The sequence below is a fragment of the Ruminococcus sp. FC2018 genome (assembly GCF_000621805.1).
Taxonomy (GTDB): domain Bacteria; phylum Bacillota; class Clostridia; order Oscillospirales; family Ruminococcaceae; genus Hominimerdicola.
Map to the genome: position 1 here is coordinate 33253 of NZ_JHXH01000007.1, position 20727 is coordinate 53979.

The following is a 20727-nucleotide window of genomic DNA, read 5'->3' on the forward strand; positions in this document are numbered from 1 at the left end:
GGACGATGTCCCATATCGAAAGGTGGACTGAAAATGGCTTTGAATATAGATAAGGAGCTTACTGTGCGTGAGTATGCCTTGAGAGAAAACTCTGCCTTTCATGCACCCTATATCCCCGAGTTTGACTTTTATTACGCTGTTAAAAACGGCGACATTGAAAAGGTCTCACGGCTTTGTGCGGAGGATTTTGATAAAAAGGGAGGCTTTGGGAAGCTTTGCGAGGATAAGCTCCAGAATTTGAAGTATCATTTTGCCATAACCGCAGCCATGGTGGCGAGATACTGTATCGAAGCGGGAATGGAGCATGAAACTGCGTACAGCCTCAGCGATCTTTATATACAAAGCTGCGACAGGTGCACCACCCCACGTGAGATATCCGGTCTGCACCGTAATATGTGCATGGACTATACCAAGCGAATGAGAGAGCTGCGCAAGGACAGGGTATATTCAAAGCAGATAGTTCTGTGCATCAACTATATTTATAATAACCTGCATAAAAAGGTGAGCACAAATGAGCTCGCACAGTACACAGGTCTTAGCCGAAGCTATCTATCACGCCTTTTCAAGAAGGAAACAGGGGAGAGCATAACCGATTATATCATAAGACGAAAGATCGGAGCAGCAAAGAATATGCTTAAATACTCCGGGTATTCTCTTTCGCAGATCTCCGAGACACTGGCTTTTTCCTGTCAGAGCTATTTTACAAAGATATTCAGAGTTTATGAGGGCGTGACACCGAAAAAATACAGGAATATGTTTTCCTTTAATACGGAAATATCTCAGGGCAGGAAAGAATAAACGATGTAAGAGGTTTTTTATATGGAAGAAAGATTTGAACGCCTGGAAATGCTGTATTCACAGCAGGGCATAGAAAGATTGAAAAGCGCAAAGATAGCCGTGTTCGGCGTTGGGGGAGTAGGAGGCTATGTTGTGGAAGCCCTGGCAAGAAGCGCCGTGGGCAGGATAGATATATTCGACAATGATACCGTGGCAGAGTCAAACCTTAACAGACAGATAATCGCCACCACCCGTACCATCGGCATGAAAAAGACCGATGCGGCAGCAGAGCGTGTGAAAAGCATCTCGTCGAACTGTGATGTGCGGGGCATGGATATATTTTATGCTCCCGACAACGCAGACAGCATTGACCTTTCACAGTATGACTATGTGGTGGACGCAGTGGACTTTGTCCCTGCAAAGATCGAACTTGCCGTGAGATGCGAAAAACTTGGAGTGCCCCACATTTCAGCTATGGGTGCAGGGAATAAGCTTTTCCCCCAGCTGCTTGAAGTTGCGGATATATACAAGACATCTGTCTGCCCCCTGGCGAGAGTGATGAGAAGGGAGCTGAAAAAACGTGGAGTAAAAAAGCTCCTTTGCGTTTATTCCAAAGAGGAACCTGTAAGACCCACCGTCAAGGACGGGGAAAAGCTTTGTCCCGGAAGTAATGCCTTTGTTCCTCCCACAGCCGGTCTTATCATCGCTTCTCAGGTTGTAAATTCCATAACAAAGGGACTGTAAGTGCAATTTTCATAAAATACTTGACAAATCTTAGTGCATAGTGTATAATAGGGTTACAAATGAGTTACAAAGTATTACAATTTGAATAAAGTATTAACAGTTTGGAGAGTATTTTATGCGAAAGTTACGATTTTTTAAAAGCGTTGTTGCGGCAACCGCTGCTGTGGCAATATCTGTAACTGCTATCGGTTCATATAACGATAGCTTTGCGGATAAAGAATCTCTTATGACAGAGATGAGCAGCATCGAAAGTGAGCAGGCTGATGTAAATGCAAAGATATCCTCTGCCGACAGCGAGCTTTTAAAAGAAAAGGACAACCTGGCAAGTATAAATAAGGACTATGCACAGGTCCGTGAAAAGGTTGAAAAGGTACAAGCCGAGGCAAGCGAACTGGAAAAGAAGATAGCTGACCTTGACGAGAAGATGCGTGATAACGAGCGTTCTATTGAAAGCAAGACACAGCAGATAAAGGTTGAAACAGACGAGTTTATGAAGCGCATAAGAGCAATGTATGTTGCAGGCGGTTCAGATACATATATGAGCGTTCTTGCAGGCTCTGACGATTTTTATGACATCCTTATGAGGCTTGAGCTTATGAAGCGTGTGGCTGCTCACGATAACGAACAGCTTGACAAGCTTATCCAGCAGAAGAAGGAGCTTGAGACGCTCAAAAAGCAGTACAGCGACCAGAGAAAAGAACTTGATACTTCTATGGTCCGCTACGGCGATAAGCTTAAAGAGCTTTCCGAGCAGGAAAAGAAGCTTGCCGACCTTCAGGCAGCATCAGGAAAGAATATTGACAAAATAGAGTCCGAAAAACAGACCCTTGTTTCCAGAGCAAACGACCTGGAGCAGAAATATTCCCAGGTAAGCTCACAGCTTCTTACCACAACTACAACAACAACTTCTGCCACAACCAAGCAGACTACCACCGCAAAGCCGCAGACAACTACCACAAAGAAGTCTTCTGTTCAGACACAGGCTGCTCCCGCAACCCAGAGAACACAGGCTGTAACCCGGAAGACGCAGGCTACACAAAAGACAACACAGAAAACACAGCCTGCCACCCCTGCTTCAAGCAACGAAAAGATCAATAAGGTAATTGCTTATGCAAAGAGCAACGTTGGCGGTGCTTATGTCTGGGGAGGTGCAAGATACCGTGCAACTGACTGCTCAGGTCTGACAATGCTCTCATATGCACAGGTAGGCATTAGCCTTCCTCACTATGCACAGTCACAGGCTTCCTGCGGAAGAGCCGTAAGCTACAATCAGATGCAGCCGGGTGATATCATAACCTTCGGAAGTGCTTATAATGTATACCATGTTGCAATGTATATCGGCAACGGACTTATGGTACACGCTGAGAACTCAAACACAGGAATAGTTATCTCAAACGTTGCATCTTTCTCAAGATACAACCCAATTTATAACATCAGAAGAATTATCGGCTGATAAGATTTTAAGCTGCAAGTTTTCACCTGCAGCTTTTTCTTTTTGAATAATTGTATACTAATTGTATTGCGCTTGTTGACAATTTTGGCTCGGTGTGGTAAAATCAATTCAGAAGGAATGATGAACTTGAATGAGAAAAAAGTTTTCACCACACGTAATCTTGTTTTTATGGGACTTTTCGCAGCTGTAACAGCAGTTTTGTCACAGATATCCCTGCCGCTGCCAACAAATGTTCCACTGACCCTCCAGACCTTTGCCGTGGCACTTGCGGGATATTTTCTCGGCTGGCTTAAAGGGGGTATATCCATTTTGGTCTATGTACTTGTGGGAGCAGTTGGCGCACCTGTCTTTGCGGGTTTCAAAGGCGGTTTCGGCGTTATCACCGGTCCTACAGGCGGCTTTATAATCGGATTTGTTATCATGGCTGTGCTTTGCGGACTTGGAAGCAATTTTTTTAATAAAAAGAATGCGATTTCCGTGATTGCGGGAATTCTGTTTGGTATTGCCGGACTTGCCGTTTGCCATGCCTTTGGCTGTGTCCACTTTGCAATAACCTCGGGACAGAGCCTTTGGAATGCGTTTCTTGTTGTATCGGTCCCGTATCTTGTAAAAGATGTTATATCTGTTGCGGCGGCTTATTTTATATGCCGTGAGCTCAGACACCGACTCATTAAATCAGGTGCGTGATCTCAAAAGAACGCCTGATATAAATACACCCTCCATTATCCCCTTTGGAGGGCGTTTTTTTGAAAAAAAGCACAATACCTCTTGACAATAAAGGAATTATAGTGTATAATATATAACTGTTGCAGATACTTCTGCTTGCTGTTATAGCTCAGTTGGTAGAGCACATCCTTGGTAAGGATGAGGTCACCGGTTCAAATCCGGTTAACAGCTTTCAGGCTCCCGATGATCGGGAGTTTTTTTTGCCATAATAAAAAGGACAGTTTTAAGCTGTCCTTTTGTTATTTTGAAATTTGCTGAACAGATCAGTTTTCAAGCTGTGTGTCAACAAAAATGCTGTAAATTGCCTGCATAGCCTTTTCAAAGTCGCTCTCGCTTACTCCGATAATAATGTTAAGCTCGCTGGAGCCCTGGTCTATCATCTTTACGTTGACCCTTGCGTGTGCCAGCGCAGAGAATATCCTGCCTGCTGTACCTCTGTTGGACTTCATGGCTCTGCCCACAACGGCGATAAGCGCAAGGTCTGTTTCGATATCTACAACGTCAGGCTTGCAGTTTCTGTGGATACCTGCAAGTATCTCCTGCTCCTTGGGAGCAAATTCCTGCTGGTGAACAACAATGGACATTGTGTCGATACCTGAAGGCATATGTTCAAAGCAGATGCCGTTTTTCTCGAACACTTCAAGCACTCTTCTGCCAAAGCCAAGCTCAGCGTTCATCATGTCCTTTTCAATGTTGATGGCGGTAAAGCCCTTTTTACCCGCAATACCTGTAATGGTGAACTCAGGCTTCTGTGATGTAGACTCAACAATGAATGTTCCGCTGTCCTGGGGAGCATTTGTGTTTTTGATATTGATAGGGATACCTGCTTTTCTTACAGGGAAGATAGCGTCCTCGTGAAGTACGGTAGCACCCATGTAAGAAAGCTCACGAAGCTCTTTGTATGTGATGATCTTAATGGTCTGAGGATCATTTATTATTCTTGGGTCTGCAAAAAGAAATCCGGAAACATCTGTCCAGTTTTCATAAAGATCTGCGCCAACAGCTGCTGCAACGATAGAACCGGTTATATCCGATCCGCCTCTTGAGAAAGTCTTTATTGTGTCGTTTGGCATGGAGCCGTAGAAGCCGGGAATAACGGCGTTTTCAACTCCTTCAAGCCTTTCTCTGAGAGCCTTGTTTGTCTTTTTGGAGTCAAAGTGACCCTGCTCGTCAAAGAAGATAACGTCTGCTGCATCGATAAAACCATATCCAAGATAGTTTGCAAGCACGATACCGTTGAGGTATTCACCCCTTGAAGCGGCATAGTCACGTCCTGCCTTGCCGATAAAGCAGGCATTGATTATCTCAAACTCCTGATCCAGCGACAGGTCAAGCCCAAGCTCACTGATTATCCCGTTGTATCTCTCTTTTATTTTATCAAATGCGTCCTTGAAGTCCTTGCCCTTTGCCGCAAGATCGTAGCAGCCGTAAAGCATATCGGTAACTTTTGTATCTTTGCTGTTTCTTTTTCCCGGTGCGCTGGGAACAACGAACCTTCTGGAGCTTTCAGCAGTGATGATAGCTTTTACTTTTTTGAACTGCTCTGCGCTGGCAAGGGAACTGCCGCCGAATTTTACAACCTTAGTCATACCAAAACCTCATTTTCAATTTAGATTGGGCGTTTATAACACATTTAAAACGCCGGTTAAACAGTACAATAAACAGTATACAAAAATAATTCTTTTAAGTCAATGTGTATTTTGACAAATAAATATTAAATTTTATCTGTTCGTTTGTGAAATACGCTTGTTCACCCTCGGCAAACACAACGTGCGTGAGCGGAGTGCAGGTGTTTGTCAAAGCAAAACATCAAGCTTAGCGCAAAAATCGTATAAAGACGGAAAACAATCATAAAGCATAGGCTTGGTGTCCCGGTCCGGCTGGGAGAGATCGGGGATCATCACAGGCTTGCAGCCGGCACGGTACGCAGACAGTATCCCGTTAGGGGAGTCCTCAAGAGCAATGCAGTTTTTACAATCAAGCCCAAGAGCCTCTGCTGCTGCCAGATAGATGTCAGGCGAGGGCTTTCCGTTTTGTATCATGTCGCCTGTAACTATTGCATCAAAATAACCTATCACACCCGTTTGTTCAAGGTATCTCCCAGTCCGTTCCCTGTTTGTGGTTGTGGCAACGGCGAGCTTTATCCTTCGCTTTGAAAGCTCGGTCAGAAGCTCATCCAGCCCATTTTTCTTTTCAACTCCGTTCAGCGCAATATATTCGTCCATAAGCTCTTTGCGCTTTTCACGTACAGCATAATAATCAAAGCTGTCGCCGAATATTCCTTTAAGATGTACACAGGCGTATTTTGCCGCCATTGACCGTATGCCCAGTATGTGTTCATCAGTCATTTCAAATCCATAATAAGCTGCTGCCTGTTTCCAGAAGCGTGTGTAAAGCTTTTCCGTGTCAAGCATAAGCCCGTCCATATCAAATATAACTCCCAGTATCCTGTCTTTCATCGTGCCGCCTCCTTGCCGCTTTTCATATTATACTTCCTTTAATGGGAAAAATCAATGGATAGTTCATTGACAACAGGTGTAAAATGTGTTATTATAAAATTTACGGTAGGAGGTGTGTAACAGTGAATTATTATATCTACGGTCTGACCTCAAAGGGCAATGTCCGTGAGAATAACGAGGACAGGATCCTTATATATAAAGATGTTGTGTCCGATGGCAGCTGTTGTACAACTCTTTCTGCACCATTTATCGCTGCTGTATGCGACGGTGTAGGCGGTGAAAACGCTGGCGAAGTGGCTGCACAGCTCTGTCTTGAACAGCTCTCGGACATAGTTTACCATGCAGATGTTGATCTGAAGCGTGAGGTGCTGAATATACACCATGACATTAAGCGAAAGGGGATAGGGGAAAGTCTTTCTGTTAATATGCAGACCACCCTTTGTGCCCTTGCGGTTGATGAAAATGGCGAAGCTATGTGCGTAAACGTGGGCGACAGCCGTATGTACAGGTTTGTAAACGCCGCAATAAGGCAGATCTCCACTGACCAGTCTTACAGACAGTTTGTCTATGAGCATGGCGATGAGGGAGCCGTGGCAAAGATCGCACCTAATCTTGAAAATGCTATCGTATCCTCTGTGGGCAGTGTTACAAATGACCCTGAGGTGGAGCTTGTTCCGCTTGTTACAAGCTTCGGAAAAGAGCCTGACGACACTATTCTTATAGTTTCCGACGGTATTTCCGATTACGTCACCGAGCAGCAGCTGGAGATAGGTATGGGACTTGACCTGCCCCTTTCTCAGAGGCTGGAAGCCATCGCACAGCTTGCCCTTGATAACGGAAGCGTGGATAATCTTTCTATCGTGGGCATCAAGCCTTATATAACAAAGAGAGAGCTTGAAAATATAACTTCTGAAAACGTGGAAAAGACCGTTAATATCCGAGATCTTATAAGAGAAACCGACGAGCTGGGCGAGATACTGACCCTTGATATCAACGAGATAATATCTCAGCCTTATGTGAGAATGGAACCTGATCCTTTGCCGGATAAGCCAAACAGAAGCGTGCAGGAGGCTGAGGAAACAATTATTCGTGAAAGCATGGCGGAACAGAAGGCTGAAATTGAGCCTCAGCCGCAGCAGGAGCCTGAAGCACAGGTCATGGCTGATGATACTGCTGTTGTGACGGCGGATGATAAACAGGCTGAGCCTGAGGAAAAGGCACAGGAAGCCGCCGAGGATACATATGAGCATAATTTACAGACCGATGACGGACAGGCTGAGGATGACCTTATAGAGGCTCTGCTGAATGCCAAGGCTGCAAAGGATTCTCAAAAGCAGGAGCAGCAGGAGATCAAAGCTGCATATGACAGCACAGACGAGCCTGAGGAGCTTGATCTGTATACCCTTGGAGAGCGTGCTGTAAGCGCAGTTGTGTCCAATGCGGAAAATACTGCCCAGACCATAAGGGAGATAGAGGTCATGGGGAGCGCAATGCCCGGACACGTTAAGGGACCTGCTGAAATGGAAAGAGAGTTCCTTGAAAGAATGTCAAAGCTTTCTCTGGGCGATTTTAACCTTGATGAGGAGGATGATGCGCCGCAAAGCTCTGAAAGTGAGTCCGGTCCGGAGCTTAATACGGTCGAGCTTCTCCACCAGTCCGCATCAAGCCTTGCAAAGCTGGAAAACCTTTTGGGAAAGAAATAATAATTGCACCGCAGTTTGTTCTGCGGTGTTTTTTGTGTACGATATTGTTGACTTTGGAGCTTGTATGAGTTATAATTATATTGTTTGATCAAGGAGGATATGTTATGAAAAAAACCAAAATAGTATGCACTATCGGTCCGTCCACCGATAATGATGATATATTGCGTGAAATGATGAAAAGCGGCATGGACGTTGCCCGTTTCAACTTTTCTCATTCCGAGCACAGCGTCCATGAAAAGCGTTTTGAACAGGTGTGCAGGCTGCGCAGCGAGCTTGGACTTAATATCGCAACTCTGCTTGACACAAAAGGTCCCGAGGTGCGGCTGAAAACCTTTAAAGAGGGCAGCGCTGTCCTTGCCGAAGGCGAAAGCTTTACCCTTACCACCCGTGATGTTCAAGGGGATAACACGATCTGCTCCATAAGCTTTGCTAACCTTCCAAAGGACGTTTCCCTTGGTACAAGTATCCTGATAGATGACGGTGCTATCGAGCTTAAAGCTGAAAGCGTGAACAGCACGGATATCGTGTGCAGAGTTATCCGAGGGGGCAAGGTGTCCGACAGAAAGGGAATAAACGTTCCCGACGTGAACCTTTCTATGCCATACATTTCTGATGCGGACATGAAAGACCTTGAGTTCGGCGCAAAAATGGGCTTTGACTATATCGCTGCATCGTTTGTAAGAACAGGTGCAGACGTTATATATCTTAGAAAATTCACCCAGTCTCTTGGCTGGTTCAATCCCAGGATAATTGCCAAAATAGAGAATGCACAGGGCGTAGAAAATATCGACGAGATACTGGAAGCTGCCGACGGAATAATGGTGGCCCGTGGCGATATGGGTGTAGAGATACCCTTTGAAAGAATACCCGCTATCCAGAAAACGCTTATAAGAAAGGCTTATAATGCCGGAAAGAACGTTATTACCGCCACCCAGATGCTTGAGTCAATGATATCAAATGCACGCCCTACAAGAGCAGAGATAACCGACGTTGCCAATGCGATCTATGACGGCAGCTCTGCAATAATGCTCTCCGGCGAGACCGCAGCAGGAAAATACCCTGTTGAAGCAGTAAAGACCATGAGCAGGATCGCAGAGACCACAGAGGGTGCCATTGATTACATAAGCCGCTTTAAAAAGCACGCTGATGAGCTTGACCCCACAATAACCGATGCTATCGCTCACGCAAGCGTTACCACCGCACACGATCTGAACGCAGCTGCTATACTTACCGTAACAAAGAGCGGAGGAACGGCAAGGACACTCTCCAAGTTCCGACCAAACTGCCCGATAATTGCCCTGACTACGGACGAAACGACCTGTCACCAGCTTAATCTCAGCTGGGGCATAAAGCCGGGACTTATGGACGAAAAGACCAATACCGACGAGCTTATCGAGCACGCAATAAAGGTATCTCTGGAAAAGGGCTACCTTAAAAAAGGCGACCTTGTTGTTGTCACAGCAGGCGTTCCCCTTGGAGTAAGCGGAACTACCAACCTTCTGAAGGTGGAGAGAATAGACTGATAAAAAGCGAAACGGACTGTTGCATATCGCAGCAGCCCGTTTTTTTGTTACTCACCCGTTTTGCTTTCGTCTGTCCCGGATCGTTCCTTTTGTTCATTGGCGTTTTCGGCGTTTTGGCTGTTGTCACCTTCCCGGTAAACAAGCTCGTAGCCTTTGCAGTTGTTCTTAACGTAATCAATAATGTTTTTCGCCTTTTCTTCCCCGATATTGAATATCAATGCCTTGTTAAGAATGTTGGTGAAAAGATAGCCGTTCTCGCTTATTGAAATACTTTTGTTCTCGCAGCCAAGTACGGGGATATTGGTGCTTATATCCAGCTTCTGTTTGAAATTCCCGTTCAACAGCAGTTTGTCGGGATCATCCACCAATGTGTATTTCTCGCCATTGGAAAAAAGAATATCCCAGACCTTCTGCTTGTCGATCCCCTGGAACTCAATAGTTTTTCCGCCGTCGGTATAGTAATACGCAGACCCGTAGGAGCCGTTCTCCTTCAGATTAGTCTCAAATCCAAGCTGATAAAGTGTGGACACCTTGTAATCCTCGTTGATATATACGTAGAAATCCGTTGGTTTATGGCTTTGTATATAGTTCCATCTCTCGACATTGAGGTTTAAATTATCATTATTTTTCTCAATTTTACGGTAGAAATCACTCATGTCAATAAAGCCAACGGCAACAGCCAGATCCGAACTAATGCCTTGTAAAATATATGTTTTCGCTATATCATAATTTTTATATTTCTCGTATCTCATCGTTAACTCATTTATATCATGATATTCGCCTATCTCTTTACCTATCAAATCCTTTTTTATTTCCTTATGTGTCGATATATATTTTGTATACAAAGACTGTTCAAAACTGTATTTATTGCGCAGGAAAATCTCTGTATAGAACTCGTTGGGTTTCTGCGCTGTTGTTTCTGAATCAAGTGCATCGGAAGAGCTGTCCGTTTTGACTATCTTTTTCTCATAATCTGTTTCCTCTGTCACAGAGGTATCCGCACTTTCCGAGGCTGTGTCCACATCTTTTCTGCTGAACACCAGAGCCATTGCCAGAAAGCAGAAAACTAAAGCTATACTCGATGCAATGGCTGCATATTTCCACGGGAAGGTCTTAACGACTATTTTCTTTTTAGGTGCAGCTTCGGTTATGAGGCTGTCGTCGATGCCGCCCAGAAGCCGTGCAAAATTCAACTCGTTCATATGTCAAACCCCTCCTTTTGCAAATGCTTGCGCAGTTTTTCCTTTGTCCTTGAAAGCCGCATCTTGACCTTGCTTTCCGTTATCTCCATTTGCACAGCTATTTCCTTTATGCTGCAAAAGTACCAGTATCTTTGCACGAATATTATTCTGGACTCTTTGTCAAGCTCTTTCAGAAAGCTGTTTATCGCCTCACGTATCGCCAGCGTCTCGGATATCTGTATATTTGACGTGCCGATAAATCCTGCAAGTTCCTCAAACACCGCCTCGGTCTGACCGCCTCCACGTTTTTGTGCACGGTTCTTTTCCAGCCTGTCAAGGGAAAGGTTGCGCACGATGCATCCTAAATATGCTTTAAGCGATTTAGGCTTTTCAGGGGGTACACTGTTCCACAGCTTCAGATATGCGTCGTTTAAACATTCCTCCGAGTCCTGCTTGTCCGAAAGGATATTTGTGCTTATGACCCTGCAATATGTATCGTATTTTTCCCTGGTCTCGTTAATAGCCTCCTGAGACCTTTTGAAAAACAGCTCTATTATTTTCTCGTCGTCCATATCCTTCACCTCGCTCCCTTGCACATAAAGACGGAGTATCTGTGCCTATGGTCACATTTTAAAAGCCCACTTAATAAAAAGCGGGCTTGTTTTATCATATGTAGAATTTCTTGCCTTCAAACTCAACTCTGCGCTTGAGGTCTGTCATCAGATCGTCAAACTGCTGCGGATTAAGTGACTGTGCGCCGTCGCACCAAGCCTTCGGAGGATCGTTGTGAACCTCGACCATGATTCCGTCCGCACCTGCGCTGACCGCAGTTTTTGCCAGCTGCGGAACCATCCATGAGATACCTGTTGCGTGGCTCGGGTCAATGATAACAGGCAGGTGAGTCTTGTGCTTGAGCATCGGTACAGCGGAAATGTCAAGTGTGTTTCTTGTGGCTGTTTCAAAGGTTCTTATGCCTCTTTCGCAGAGAATTACGTTCTCGTTTCCGCCTGCCATGATGTACTCTGCGCTCATGAGCCACTCTTCAATGGTGTTTGCAAGTCCTCTTTTGAGCAGGATAGGCTTATCGCACTTGCCAAGCTCTTTGAGCAGGTCAAAGTTCTGCATATTTCTTGCGCCGACCTGGATAACGTCAACGTCCTGGAACATATCAAGGTGAACCAAGTTCATTATCTCGGTAACGATAGGCAACCCTGTTGCCTTTTTGGCTTCCAGAAGAAGCTTCAGACCCTCGCCGGCAAGTCCCTGGAAAGAGTAAGGTGAAGTTCTGGGCTTGAAAGCACCGCCCCTGAGAAGCGTTGCACCGCTTTTCTTAACGTCCTGTGCTACCTCGATGATCTGTTCTTCCGTCTCCACCGAGCATGGACCTGCGATAACATTGAAAATGCCCTCGCCGAAGGTCACCTTGTCTGTGACCTTGATGTATGAATCATCCGGGTGCATCTTGCGGTTTGCCTTTTTGTAAGGCTCGGAAACTCTTTTTACGTCGGCAATGTAGCTTGCGCTCTTAATGTTGTCAATATCGAGCCTTGTGGTGTCGCCGATAATTCCCACCAGTGTGGTGTGGTCGCCTTCGCTGAGGTGGGTTTTAAGTCCCTTGGCGTGAATATCCGCAATAAGCTCCTGGACGTTCTCCTTGGTAGCCTGGGAGTTGAAAATAATGATCATTTCTAATTCATATCCTTTCGTTACTGTTATGCTTTAAAGCTTTTATCCTTTTAAGCTTTTATGTGTTAAAGTATATCACTCTTTCTTTAAACTGTCAAGAGTAAATTGTAATGTTTTCATTTTGTTCATCTTGTTCATCTTTTTTAGCATTTTACACAAAACAGGTCAAGCCCTGTGAATATTTAAAGCCATTGTACAAAGGCTGTTTTGTCGTTTTTGTTATAACCTGCCTGTTCATAGAATTTCAGAGTGCTTTCCTCTTTTGAGCCTGTTAAAAGCATCATTTTATAACAGTTTTTACTTTTTGCAATATCTCTTGCATAGTTAAGGCAGGCTTTTGCAAGTCCATTTTTTCTGTGATCTTTGTCTGTTATAACATTTTCTATAAATGCGTAAGGTCTTTGACCACGAGTGAGATTAGGTATTATAACGCAAACACAGGACGAAACAATAGTTCCGTCCTCATCCGCAACGATAATATGGTGGTTTTCATCATTTAAAATGCCTTCCCAAACTTCCATGACCCTTTCATCTTTTGCGGGAAAAGGGTTGTCATGGAGCTGCATATAAAGTTTGAGCAGACCGTCAAAGTCTTTATCTGTGATCTCTCTGATGATCATTTTCTCACCTTGCCTTATCTTAAAAATGGCATATTCCCCGTGAAAGCACCGAAAAAGCCCACATTTCTCTCTGTTACAAGGCACACAGCAGTTGCCGATATGCCTTCAAGATTGCCTGTGAAGCCCAGACCTTCCTCGGTAGTTGCTTTGATGGACACCTGTGAAACATCTATCCCACAGGCTCTTGCGATATTAAGCCTCATATGATTTATGTGACCGGCAAGCTTAGGCTCTTGCGCACAGATAGTGGAATCGATATTTACAATACGAAAACCTCTCTGCTCGATAAGCCTTGCAACCTGCCTCAAAAGCTCGATGCTGTTTGCACCTTTATATCTTTCGTCTGTATCCGGGAAAAGCTTTCCGATATCGCCAAGAGCAAGAGAACCAAGAAGGGAGTCCATTATTGCATGGGTGAGAACATCAGCATCGGAGTGTCCCAGAAGTCCCATATCATTTACTATCCTCACACCGCCGAGAATAAGCTTTCTGCCCTTTACAAGCTTGTGTACATCATAACCGTGTCCGATCCTCATTTCTGCACCTCCGTAATGAACTCATAGTTTCCTAAGAATTTAAAGTAGCCGAGCTCGTCCTCAAGCTGGTTTATAAGCATTGCAACTTTGGGATCTTTGATACTGCCCTGGAAATCAAGATAGAAAACCGCTTCAAAATCGGTATTTGCCAGTGGACGTGATTCTATCATGGTCAGATTCAGACCTGCAACCGAAAACTTTGTAAGCAGTCTGTAAAGCGCAGATCTTTCGTGGGGCAGCGAAAGGGAAACCGATATAACGTCCGCCTTTTCCGTGCAAAGTGTTTTCTTGGAAATTACAATAAATCTCGTGTAGTTTTCCGATGCGTTGGCAATATCATCGGCTAATATTTTCAAACCGTTGTTCAGAGCACATTCACGGGAACATATCGCTGCAACAGGACGGTCGCTTTGGGCAACGAACTGAGCGGCAAGTGCGGTATTTGCATAGTTGTGTCCTTTGTATCCGTGATGTAATATAAATTCTGAGCACTGCATAAGTGCCTGCTCATGAGAATAGACTATCTGTATATCCTCGGGATCGGTATCCTGCCTTGCAGCAAGACAATGAGAGATCCGCAGTTTTGTACCGGCACAGATCTTCAGATCATATTTTTTCAAAAGCTCATATGTTGCCGTAACAGATCCTGCTGTGGAGTTTGCAATGGGTACAACTCCAAAATCAAAACGTTTGTCGTCGACCGCTTCAAATACCTGCTCAAAACCGTTGAAGAAAGTAATTTCGCCGTTTGGAAGAAGCTTTTTGCACGCCATTTGCGAGAAAGAACCCTCCGTTCCCGGAACAGCAGCTTTGCATTTTGCGTTTAGGTCAACATACTCACTTTCAATGCTGTTTTTATCGGAAAAGAAATCCTGATACTGAAGACACTTGGAAATATCCATGATCGTCTGATAAAGTACCTGTGATGAGTTTTTCAATTCCTCCGGGAACATATCCTTCATTCTCTGAAGTATCTGTTCTTCACGTCCTTTCTGAAAAACGGGAAGATCGTTTTTGATCTTATATTCGGAAACATCCTTGCAAAGCTTCATTCTTTCAATAAAAAGCTCAGCGATCCTGTCGTCGGTAACATTTATCTTCTTTCTTAATTCTTCAAGTTCCATTTGATCTCCCCCTTGCTTTTATAAAGTTTATCACATCTATTGTGTTTTTTCAAGGGGTGAAAACAAACATTTCACAAAAGACTGTCACTTTTTTTGTATAAGTTTATTTGTAGAAATTTATTGACTCTTTGGGATAAATATGTTAAATTGGTTATATACATAAAACAAATTTGGAGGTGACTGTGTTGAAACAGATCGTGATCGAGTATCACACAAAGATAGATGTTATTTCCCAGCTCAGAGAAGTAAAGTCTGAAATGGACAGCGGGAAGTACAAAAGTCTTTTGTTTCACGTTTACAGTGGTATACTTGATGAAAAGATACTGCTCAGCCTGTGTCAGGATCTGAAATCCGGATTTCCCGGCTGTGTCCTTGTGGGATCTGTTTCTGCAGGTGAGATCATCGAAGGAAGGCTGATGGATAGGGGGATCCTTATCTCTGCTATGCTTTTTGAGCAGACAGATATCAGATTTACAAGGTTTAACGACGTAAACGGCAGAGAGAAAATGGTTGGACAGCAAATTGCCTCCATTATAAATGAAACAGAGCATATAAAGGCTGTTGAAGTGCTTTTGCCGGGTACGGAAATAAATACCCGTTTTATCTGGGAAGCTGTAAGCGCATCAAAGCAAGGTGTTCAGGTATTTGGCGGATATGCCGGGGGACACGATATGAATATCGGGGAACACTTTGTTTTTGATGAACAGGGTCTTACAGATGATACATTGTATCTTGTGTCGTATGTTGGGAAGAATTTTCATATAAACGTTGATAAATCGGTGGGCTGGCAAACTCTCGGTCATGCCTTCAAGGTAACCAAGTCTGATGAAAACAGGCTTATTGAAATAAACAATATACCTGCTGTGGAGATATATGAGAAGTATCTTCAGATCAACAGGCATGATAATTTTGAAGAAAACACCTTTGAGTTCCCGCTTATCGCCAAGACGGACGGTGATGAGCTTTTAAGACACACCCTTAATGTTGAGGAAGACGGAACGCTGAACATGGCGGGATATGTTACCGAGGGAATGGATATCTATCTTTGCTACGGTAATCCCGGACTTATTGTGGAGGGTGTAAACAAGCGACTTAAAGAGGTCGCTGAGTTCAGACCTGAGGCTATCTTGCTCTATTCCTGCTCGGTGCGTAAGTCTTTCTGGGAGAATTACGTCAACATCGAAATGATCCCGTTCCAGAAAATAGCCGAGACCGCAGGCTTCCATACCTGGGGCGAGGTAAAGAGAGATCCAAACACAGGAAATGTCTGGGAGTACAATATAACACTTTTGTCCATTGCCATGCGTGAGGGTGAAAGACCGGAGGGCGACCTTGGTGAGATCGTTGTAGACGATTCCGTTCTCAAGGGGCAGGCTTCACTTATAAAGAGATTGTCACAGCTTGTTTCGGCTACCACCAGCGAGCTTCAGAACGCCTACGATGATCTTGAAAAAGTCAATGAGCAGCTCAGGATCCTGTCTAACCATGACGCTCTGACCGGGCTTTATAACCGCAGAAGGCTGGACGAGTTTGCAAGCGATGTTATTGACAATGCAGAGCAGACGGGAGCATATGTGACAATGCTCATGCTGGATATCGACTACTTCAAGAATGTCAACGATACATATGGTCATGATGTTGGTGACGGCGTGCTTGTAGAAATAGCACACCTGCTTGATGAACACGTTTCATCACATAAATGTGCCGCTGTGGGACGCTGGGGCGGTGAGGAATTTCTTGCTGTTATCCCGGATATGGATCCGGATCAGGCTGCCGATTTTGCCGAGGAGGTTCGCAAGGCGGTGGAAGCGCATGAGTATAAAGATATACCAGAAAAAATAACCATAAGTATCGGCTGTCTTTGTTTCAGAGGAGAGGTCTTTGACAGAACAAAGCTGTTTAAGGACGTTGATGACTGTCTTTATGAGGCTAAACGCAGGGGCAGGAACCGAGTTATACAAATAAAACTGTAAAAAAATAACCCAAGGAAATACTGAATTGATCCCCAAAAGTCAGACAAACATTTTAAAGAATAATTATAAAAAGCGACTAAGAGAAATCTTGGTCGCTTTTGTTATTCAAGTGTTGTTATTGTGATGAACTGTCTGTGCTTACCTGTGGAAGATCAAGCTTTTTGGGTGGTGTAGAAAGTCCGGGATCATCGCTATCCTTTGCCTTTTGTGTCAGATCTTTTATCATCTTTTCAAGGTATTTGTAAGCTGTATCATAATTCTTTTTTGCAGTCTCAAGGCTGTCCTCTACGGTCGCCACAGGCTGCCTTATTGATATATGTACATCATTTGGCATATCCTTGTAACCTATTTTGTCGGCAACAAGCTGCATATTAAGGGAGAACCCGATCTCGTCCACATATTTGTTCCCGGGGAATTTCTCGCTTAGCTTGTGATCCATTATCTCAAGATATTGATACTCTGTGTTGGTATCTGTAATTACCAGCATACTCTCTGTGCTGTACAGATTAGCCAGGAACTTGCTGCGGGTGTCCTTCTGATCCTGGGAATTTGATGTTGGATCAAGTGGCATAACGATAACGTTCACATGAACATAACCGTTGCCGTCAATGTCATCCACATATTCCTCAAACAGCTCCTCAAGCTCCTTTTCTTTAGTGGTAAGACCGTTGTTGGCTATCATCATAACCGTAAGGTCTGCTTTTTTGATCTGAAGCTGATGATAGATTATAAATGCCGCAATAAATACAACAAAGCCTGCAAGAATAAGCCACCACTTATTCAGATAAATGAAATTCTGTATTTTCTTTTTTGGACTGAGCTTTACAGCCGTTTCCTGTGCTTCTTGGGCATCTTCCTCCTGCCCTGACTCTTGCAGCGTGGAGTCCTCTGTGTTCTTCTTTTTCATCAGCTCTATCCTCTCACGAGCAAGCTGACGCTCACGCTCCTTTATGGCTTCTTTTTCACGCTTTTTTCGTGCAGCGATCGCAGCCTGTTTTTTTGCCTCAAGCTCCTGCTGCCTGCGTTTTTCATCTTCATATATCTTTTTCTCGTATTCGTAATCGCTCTTGTCAAGTATCTCACGAGCCTTGTCATTTTTGTCGGACATTTTCTCACCTCACTGACTCGTTGATTATACATGATATTTATGAACTGCTAATTAACAAAATTGATACATAAAATTTAGTGATAATGCCAGTATACTTAAAATGAGTATTGTTTTATAATAGTTTTAAAGGAAAAATAATAAAGAAACGAGGTGCTTTTAATGCTTAATGACGTTAAACAGAACAATGTGAATAAAGAGCTTGTTTCGGAACAGATCGAGATGTACCGTGCAAGACTTTCGGGACTTGAGAACAAGATCAAAGAAAGCAAGCTTCCGGTCATAATTACTATTGACGGCTGGTCTGCCTCAGGTAAAGGCTCTCAGATCGCACAGCTTATAAAATGCCTTGACCCGAGGTTTTATAAGGTCATGTCTTTTGGTAAGCCAAACGAGGTGGAAAAAAGAAAACCATGGCTTTGGCGTTTTGCCTGTGCTATGCCGATGCAGGGCAATTTCCTGATCCTTGACCGAAGCTGGTACCGTGACACTGCAAACGCATATCTTTACGATGAGATCAGCAAATCCGAGATGCGCAAACGTCTTGACGACATCAACGTATTTGAAAGACAGCTTGCAGACGACGGCTATCTTATAGTCAAGTTCTTTTTGCATATCACCGAGGAGGAGCAGAAAAAGCGCATCAAAAAGCTTACCTCGTCAGATTATACCAGCTGGCGCATTGATGAGCACGACCTTTATAACCTTAAAAAGCGTGAGAAATTTGCAAAGTATTATGAGGAAATGATAACAAAGACAAACACTCCGAGCGGCGTGTGGAATATTATCGGCGGGGACGATAAAACAGGTGCAAAGCTTGAAATGATAAAAGCTCTTGTGCTTGCTGTTGAAGGAAAGCTTGAAGCAAAAGCCTCCGGCAGTACATTTGTGCCCAAAAATCAGTTTCCGTTTGCAGATGTTAAACCACAAGAGTTTAAAATGGCAAACGTCCAAAAAGTCAGTGAAGCTGCACTTGACAAAACACTTACTGACGAGGAATATGAAAAACAGCTGGAAAAATGCCAGGATAAGCTGTTCAAGCTGCAAAACCTGTGCTATCAGAAAAAAATACCTGTTATCATATGCTATGAAGGCTGGGATGCAGCAGGAAAGGGCGGAAATATCCGCCGTGTGGCAAACGCCCTTGACCCAAGAGGATATGAGGTCGAACCTATTGCAGCACCGGATAAATACGAGCTTGCAAGGCATTATCTGTACCGTTTCTGGATACGTCTTGAAAACGACGGACATTTTACTATCTTTGACCGTACCTGGTACGGCAGGGTAATGGTGGAGCCTATTGAGAATATAACACCGCCCGATAGGGTAGAGCAGGCTTATCAGGAGATAAACGAGTTTGAGAAGCTGCTTATACAGTGGGGCGCTGTCGTTATAAAGTTCTGGATAAATATCGACAAGGAGGAACAGCTCAAACGCTTTACCCTGCGACAGAACACTCCTGAAAAGCAGTGGAAGATAACCGATGAGGACTGGCGAAATCGTGAAAAGTGGGACATCTACGAAAAGTATATCGATACAATGATCGAAAAGACCTCGACCAAGGCAGCTCCGTGGACAATAATCGAGGGTAATGATAAAAAGTATGCCCGCATAAAAGCTATGAAAACTATAATTGAAAAGATAGAAGAAAAACTGGAGAAAAATAAATAAGCAATAAAAAAGACTTGCCGCTTTTTAAAGTGACAAGTCTTTTAATTTATAAGCCTGTGTTATTTGCTGATAAGTGCCAGAGTATCTCTTGCGATAAGCAGCTCCTCGTTGGTAGGAACGACCCAGACCTCAACCTTGGAATCTGCTGCGGAGATCTTGCAAAGCTTGCCTCTGATGGACTTGTTAACTTCCTCGTCAAGCTTGATGCCGAAGAAATCCATGTCAGCACAAGCCATTGAACGAACAAGGCTCTCGTTCTCACCGATACCGCCTGTGAACAGAACAGCATCAAGTCCGTTCATAGCTGCTGCAAAGCTTCCTATGTATTTCTTGATCTCGTATGTGAGCATATCGTTTACAAGCTCGCATCTCTTATTGCCCTCGTTAGCACCGGCAATGATGTCTCTGTTATCGGAGGAAACACCGGAGATGCCCAGGAATCCGGACTTCTTGTTAAGATAATCACTCATCTGTGAAGGTGTAAAGCCGTGCTTGTCCGCAACAAATGTTACCGCCGAAGCATCAACGCAGCCTGAACGTGTGCCCATTATAACACCGTCAAGAGGAGTAAAGCCCATTGTTGTATCAACAGATTTTCCGCCGTCAACAGCTGTGATGGAAGAACCGTTGCCAAGGTGGCAGGAAACGATCTTCAGATCCTTGACGTCTCTGCCCATAGCCTTTGCAAGAGCTGCGGAAACAAATCTGTGAGATGTGCCGTGGAAGCCGTACTTTCTCACGTGCAGCTGCTCGTAATCCTCATAAGGAAGACCAAACATATAAGCCTTCGGAGGCATTATCTGGTGGAAAGCTGTATCAAATACAACTACCTGCGGAGTTGTTGCAGGCATAACCTTTTTGCAGGCTCTCAGTGCAAGAGCGTGCGCGTGGTTGTGAACAGGAGCAAGCTCAGCCAGACCGTCGATCTTGTCTATAACTTCGTCTGTTACAAGGCAAGCCTCGGAGAATACCTCAGCACCTTGCACGATACGGTGACCTACTGCGGAGATCTCGTCCATAGAGTCGATAACCTTTGTATCACCGGAGGTAAGGACCTCTACCAGCTTTTCAAAAGCTTCTGTGTGAGTAGGGAAATCACAGTCGGCTTCAAACTTTCTGCCGTCGCCCGTCTTTGCGCTTACATGACCGCCAATGCCGATCCTGTCGCAGTTTCCCTTTGCGATAACAGACTCATCTGTCATATCAAGCAGCTGATATTTAAGGGATGATGAACCTGCGTTTACTACCAATACTTTCATCAAGAAATACTCCTCTCAAAAATGATGTACAATATTACTGTTGCTTGACTTTGAAGCTACAATATAATATAATAACAGTATAACAATTCCGGGACAAAATTTCAAGTGTATTTTTACCATTTATTCGATTTACACATTTTTAGCAATAAAATTTAGTATTCTATTAACATATTTTGCTTATAAAACA

The 20727-nt window shown here is 44.1% G+C and carries 18 protein-coding genes and 1 tRNA gene; 9 read left to right on the top strand and 10 right to left on the bottom strand.

Features of this window, described 5'->3' with window-relative positions:
* Positions 1-33 precede the first annotated feature (33 nt).
* From T494_RS0106200 to T494_RS0106220, 5 genes are all read left to right on the top strand, one after another.
* Complete coding sequence (locus T494_RS0106200) at positions 34-798, top strand: AraC family transcriptional regulator (RefSeq protein WP_028505552.1); 765 nt, start codon at positions 34-36, stop codon at positions 796-798.
* A gap of 21 nt (positions 799-819) precedes the next feature.
* Positions 820-1521 carry a tRNA threonylcarbamoyladenosine dehydratase gene (locus tag T494_RS0106205; protein ID WP_028505553.1) on the top strand — a complete coding sequence of 234 codons (702 nt, stop codon included), beginning with the start codon at positions 820-822 and terminating at the stop codon, positions 1519-1521.
* 115 nt (positions 1522-1636) lie between these two features.
* On the top strand, positions 1637-2974 hold the full coding sequence (locus T494_RS0106210; protein ID WP_028505554.1) for an NlpC/P60 family protein: 1338 nt from the start codon (positions 1637-1639) through the stop codon (positions 2972-2974).
* 120 nt (positions 2975-3094) lie between these two features.
* Positions 3095-3661: a biotin transporter BioY gene (locus tag T494_RS0106215; protein ID WP_051540146.1), complete on the top strand. Its 567-nt coding sequence runs from the start codon at positions 3095-3097 to the stop codon at positions 3659-3661.
* Between the two features lie 137 nt (positions 3662-3798).
* Positions 3799-3871: transfer RNA gene (locus T494_RS0106220), tRNA-Thr, on the top strand.
* A gap of 92 nt (positions 3872-3963) precedes the next feature.
* On the opposite strand, the gene T494_RS0106225 is transcribed toward T494_RS0106220, so the two are convergent.
* The gene (locus T494_RS0106225) at positions 3964-5289 is read right to left on the bottom strand and encodes an aspartate kinase (protein WP_028505556.1); all 1326 of its coding nucleotides are present in this window, start codon (positions 5287-5289) and stop codon (positions 3964-3966) included.
* Between the two features lie 207 nt (positions 5290-5496).
* Entirely contained in the window at positions 5497-6159 is a 663-nt protein-coding gene (locus T494_RS0106230) for an HAD family phosphatase (protein WP_028505557.1), read from the bottom strand.
* Positions 6160-6281: 122 nt separating this feature from the next.
* Here T494_RS0106230 and T494_RS0106235 point away from each other — a divergent pair, with 122 nt between their 5' ends.
* Complete coding sequence (locus T494_RS0106235; protein WP_028505558.1) at positions 6282-7862, top strand: protein phosphatase 2C domain-containing protein; 1581 nt, start codon at positions 6282-6284, stop codon at positions 7860-7862.
* A gap of 104 nt (positions 7863-7966) precedes the next feature.
* Positions 7967-9385: a pyruvate kinase gene (gene pyk, locus T494_RS0106240; protein ID WP_028505559.1), complete on the top strand. Its 1419-nt coding sequence runs from the start codon at positions 7967-7969 to the stop codon at positions 9383-9385.
* Positions 9386-9432: 47 nt separating this feature from the next.
* Here the strand turns inward: pyk and T494_RS0106245 are convergent, their stop codons facing one another.
* The 6 genes from T494_RS0106245 to T494_RS0106270 form a co-directional block, all read right to left on the bottom strand.
* Complete coding sequence (locus T494_RS0106245) at positions 9433-10587, bottom strand: hypothetical protein (protein WP_028505560.1); 1155 nt, start codon at positions 10585-10587, stop codon at positions 9433-9435.
* On the bottom strand, positions 10584-11138 hold the full coding sequence (locus T494_RS0106250; RefSeq protein WP_028505561.1) for an RNA polymerase sigma factor: 555 nt from the start codon (positions 11136-11138) through the stop codon (positions 10584-10586). The genes T494_RS0106245 and T494_RS0106250 overlap by 4 nt, the downstream gene beginning before the upstream one ends.
* Before the next feature lie 94 nt (positions 11139-11232).
* On the bottom strand, positions 11233-12252 hold the full coding sequence (gene aroF, locus T494_RS0106255) for a 3-deoxy-7-phosphoheptulonate synthase (RefSeq protein WP_028505562.1): 1020 nt from the start codon (positions 12250-12252) through the stop codon (positions 11233-11235).
* 182 nt (positions 12253-12434) lie between these two features.
* A complete protein-coding gene (locus T494_RS0106260; RefSeq protein WP_028505563.1) occupies positions 12435-12869 on the bottom strand; it encodes a GNAT family N-acetyltransferase in 435 nt (144 codons plus the stop codon).
* Positions 12870-12886: 17 nt separating this feature from the next.
* The gene (gene ispF, locus T494_RS12495) at positions 12887-13408 is read right to left on the bottom strand and encodes a 2-C-methyl-D-erythritol 2,4-cyclodiphosphate synthase (RefSeq protein ID WP_051540158.1); all 522 of its coding nucleotides are present in this window, start codon (positions 13406-13408) and stop codon (positions 12887-12889) included.
* Complete coding sequence (locus tag T494_RS0106270) at positions 13405-14532, bottom strand: bifunctional chorismate mutase/prephenate dehydratase (RefSeq protein WP_028505564.1); 1128 nt, start codon at positions 14530-14532, stop codon at positions 13405-13407. Before T494_RS0106270 ends, ispF begins: the two co-directional genes overlap by 4 nt.
* Positions 14533-14717: 185 nt before the next feature.
* Here T494_RS0106270 and T494_RS0106275 point away from each other — a divergent pair, with 185 nt between their 5' ends.
* A complete protein-coding gene (locus tag T494_RS0106275; RefSeq protein ID WP_028505565.1) occupies positions 14718-16505 on the top strand; it encodes a GGDEF domain-containing protein in 1788 nt (595 codons plus the stop codon).
* A gap of 115 nt (positions 16506-16620) precedes the next feature.
* Here T494_RS0106275 and T494_RS0106280 read toward each other — a convergent pair whose 3' ends face one another.
* On the bottom strand, positions 16621-17613 hold the full coding sequence (locus T494_RS0106280; protein ID WP_028505566.1) for a hypothetical protein: 993 nt from the start codon (positions 17611-17613) through the stop codon (positions 16621-16623).
* A 159-nt stretch (positions 17614-17772) separates the two neighbouring features.
* Here T494_RS0106280 and pap point away from each other — a divergent pair, with 159 nt between their 5' ends.
* The gene (pap, locus tag T494_RS0106285; protein WP_028505567.1) at positions 17773-19281 is read left to right on the top strand and encodes a polyphosphate:AMP phosphotransferase; all 1509 of its coding nucleotides are present in this window, start codon (positions 17773-17775) and stop codon (positions 19279-19281) included.
* 59 nt (positions 19282-19340) lie between these two features.
* On the opposite strand, the gene T494_RS0106290 is transcribed toward pap, so the two are convergent.
* Positions 19341-20540 carry an acetate kinase gene (locus T494_RS0106290; protein ID WP_028505568.1) on the bottom strand — a complete coding sequence of 400 codons (1200 nt, stop codon included), beginning with the start codon at positions 20538-20540 and terminating at the stop codon, positions 19341-19343.
* Positions 20541-20727: the final 187 nt, after the last annotated feature.

What these genes read in the sequence shown, in the direction of transcription:
- T494_RS0106245 (WP_028505560.1), bottom strand. Translation starts at nt 10,587, where the DNA reads ATGAACGAGTTGAATTTTGCACGGCTTCTGGGCGGCATCGACGACAGC.
- pyk (WP_028505559.1), top strand. Translation starts at nt 7,967, where the DNA reads ATGAAAAAAACCAAAATAGTATGCACTATCGGTCCGTCCACCGATAAT.
- aroF (WP_028505562.1), bottom strand. Translation starts at nt 12,252, where the DNA reads ATGATCATTATTTTCAACTCCCAGGCTACCAAGGAGAACGTCCAGGAG.
- T494_RS0106290 (WP_028505568.1), bottom strand. Translation starts at nt 20,540, where the DNA reads ATGAAAGTATTGGTAGTAAACGCAGGTTCATCATCCCTTAAATATCAG.
- ispF (WP_051540158.1), bottom strand. Translation starts at nt 13,408, where the DNA reads ATGAGGATCGGACACGGTTATGATGTACACAAGCTTGTAAAGGGCAGA.
- T494_RS0106280 (WP_028505566.1), bottom strand. Translation starts at nt 17,613, where the DNA reads ATGTCCGACAAAAATGACAAGGCTCGTGAGATACTTGACAAGAGCGAT.
- T494_RS0106215 (WP_051540146.1), top strand. Translation starts at nt 3,095, where the DNA reads ATGAACTTGAATGAGAAAAAAGTTTTCACCACACGTAATCTTGTTTTT.
- T494_RS0106230 (WP_028505557.1), bottom strand. Translation starts at nt 6,159, where the DNA reads ATGAAAGACAGGATACTGGGAGTTATATTTGATATGGACGGGCTTATG.
- T494_RS0106200 (WP_028505552.1), top strand. Translation starts at nt 34, where the DNA reads ATGGCTTTGAATATAGATAAGGAGCTTACTGTGCGTGAGTATGCCTTG.
- T494_RS0106210 (WP_028505554.1), top strand. Translation starts at nt 1,637, where the DNA reads ATGCGAAAGTTACGATTTTTTAAAAGCGTTGTTGCGGCAACCGCTGCT.
- T494_RS0106205 (WP_028505553.1), top strand. Translation starts at nt 820, where the DNA reads ATGGAAGAAAGATTTGAACGCCTGGAAATGCTGTATTCACAGCAGGGC.
- T494_RS0106250 (WP_028505561.1), bottom strand. Translation starts at nt 11,138, where the DNA reads ATGGACGACGAGAAAATAATAGAGCTGTTTTTCAAAAGGTCTCAGGAG.
- T494_RS0106225 (WP_028505556.1), bottom strand. Translation starts at nt 5,289, where the DNA reads ATGACTAAGGTTGTAAAATTCGGCGGCAGTTCCCTTGCCAGCGCAGAG.
- pap (WP_028505567.1), top strand. Translation starts at nt 17,773, where the DNA reads ATGCTTAATGACGTTAAACAGAACAATGTGAATAAAGAGCTTGTTTCG.
- T494_RS0106270 (WP_028505564.1), bottom strand. Translation starts at nt 14,532, where the DNA reads ATGGAACTTGAAGAATTAAGAAAGAAGATAAATGTTACCGACGACAGG.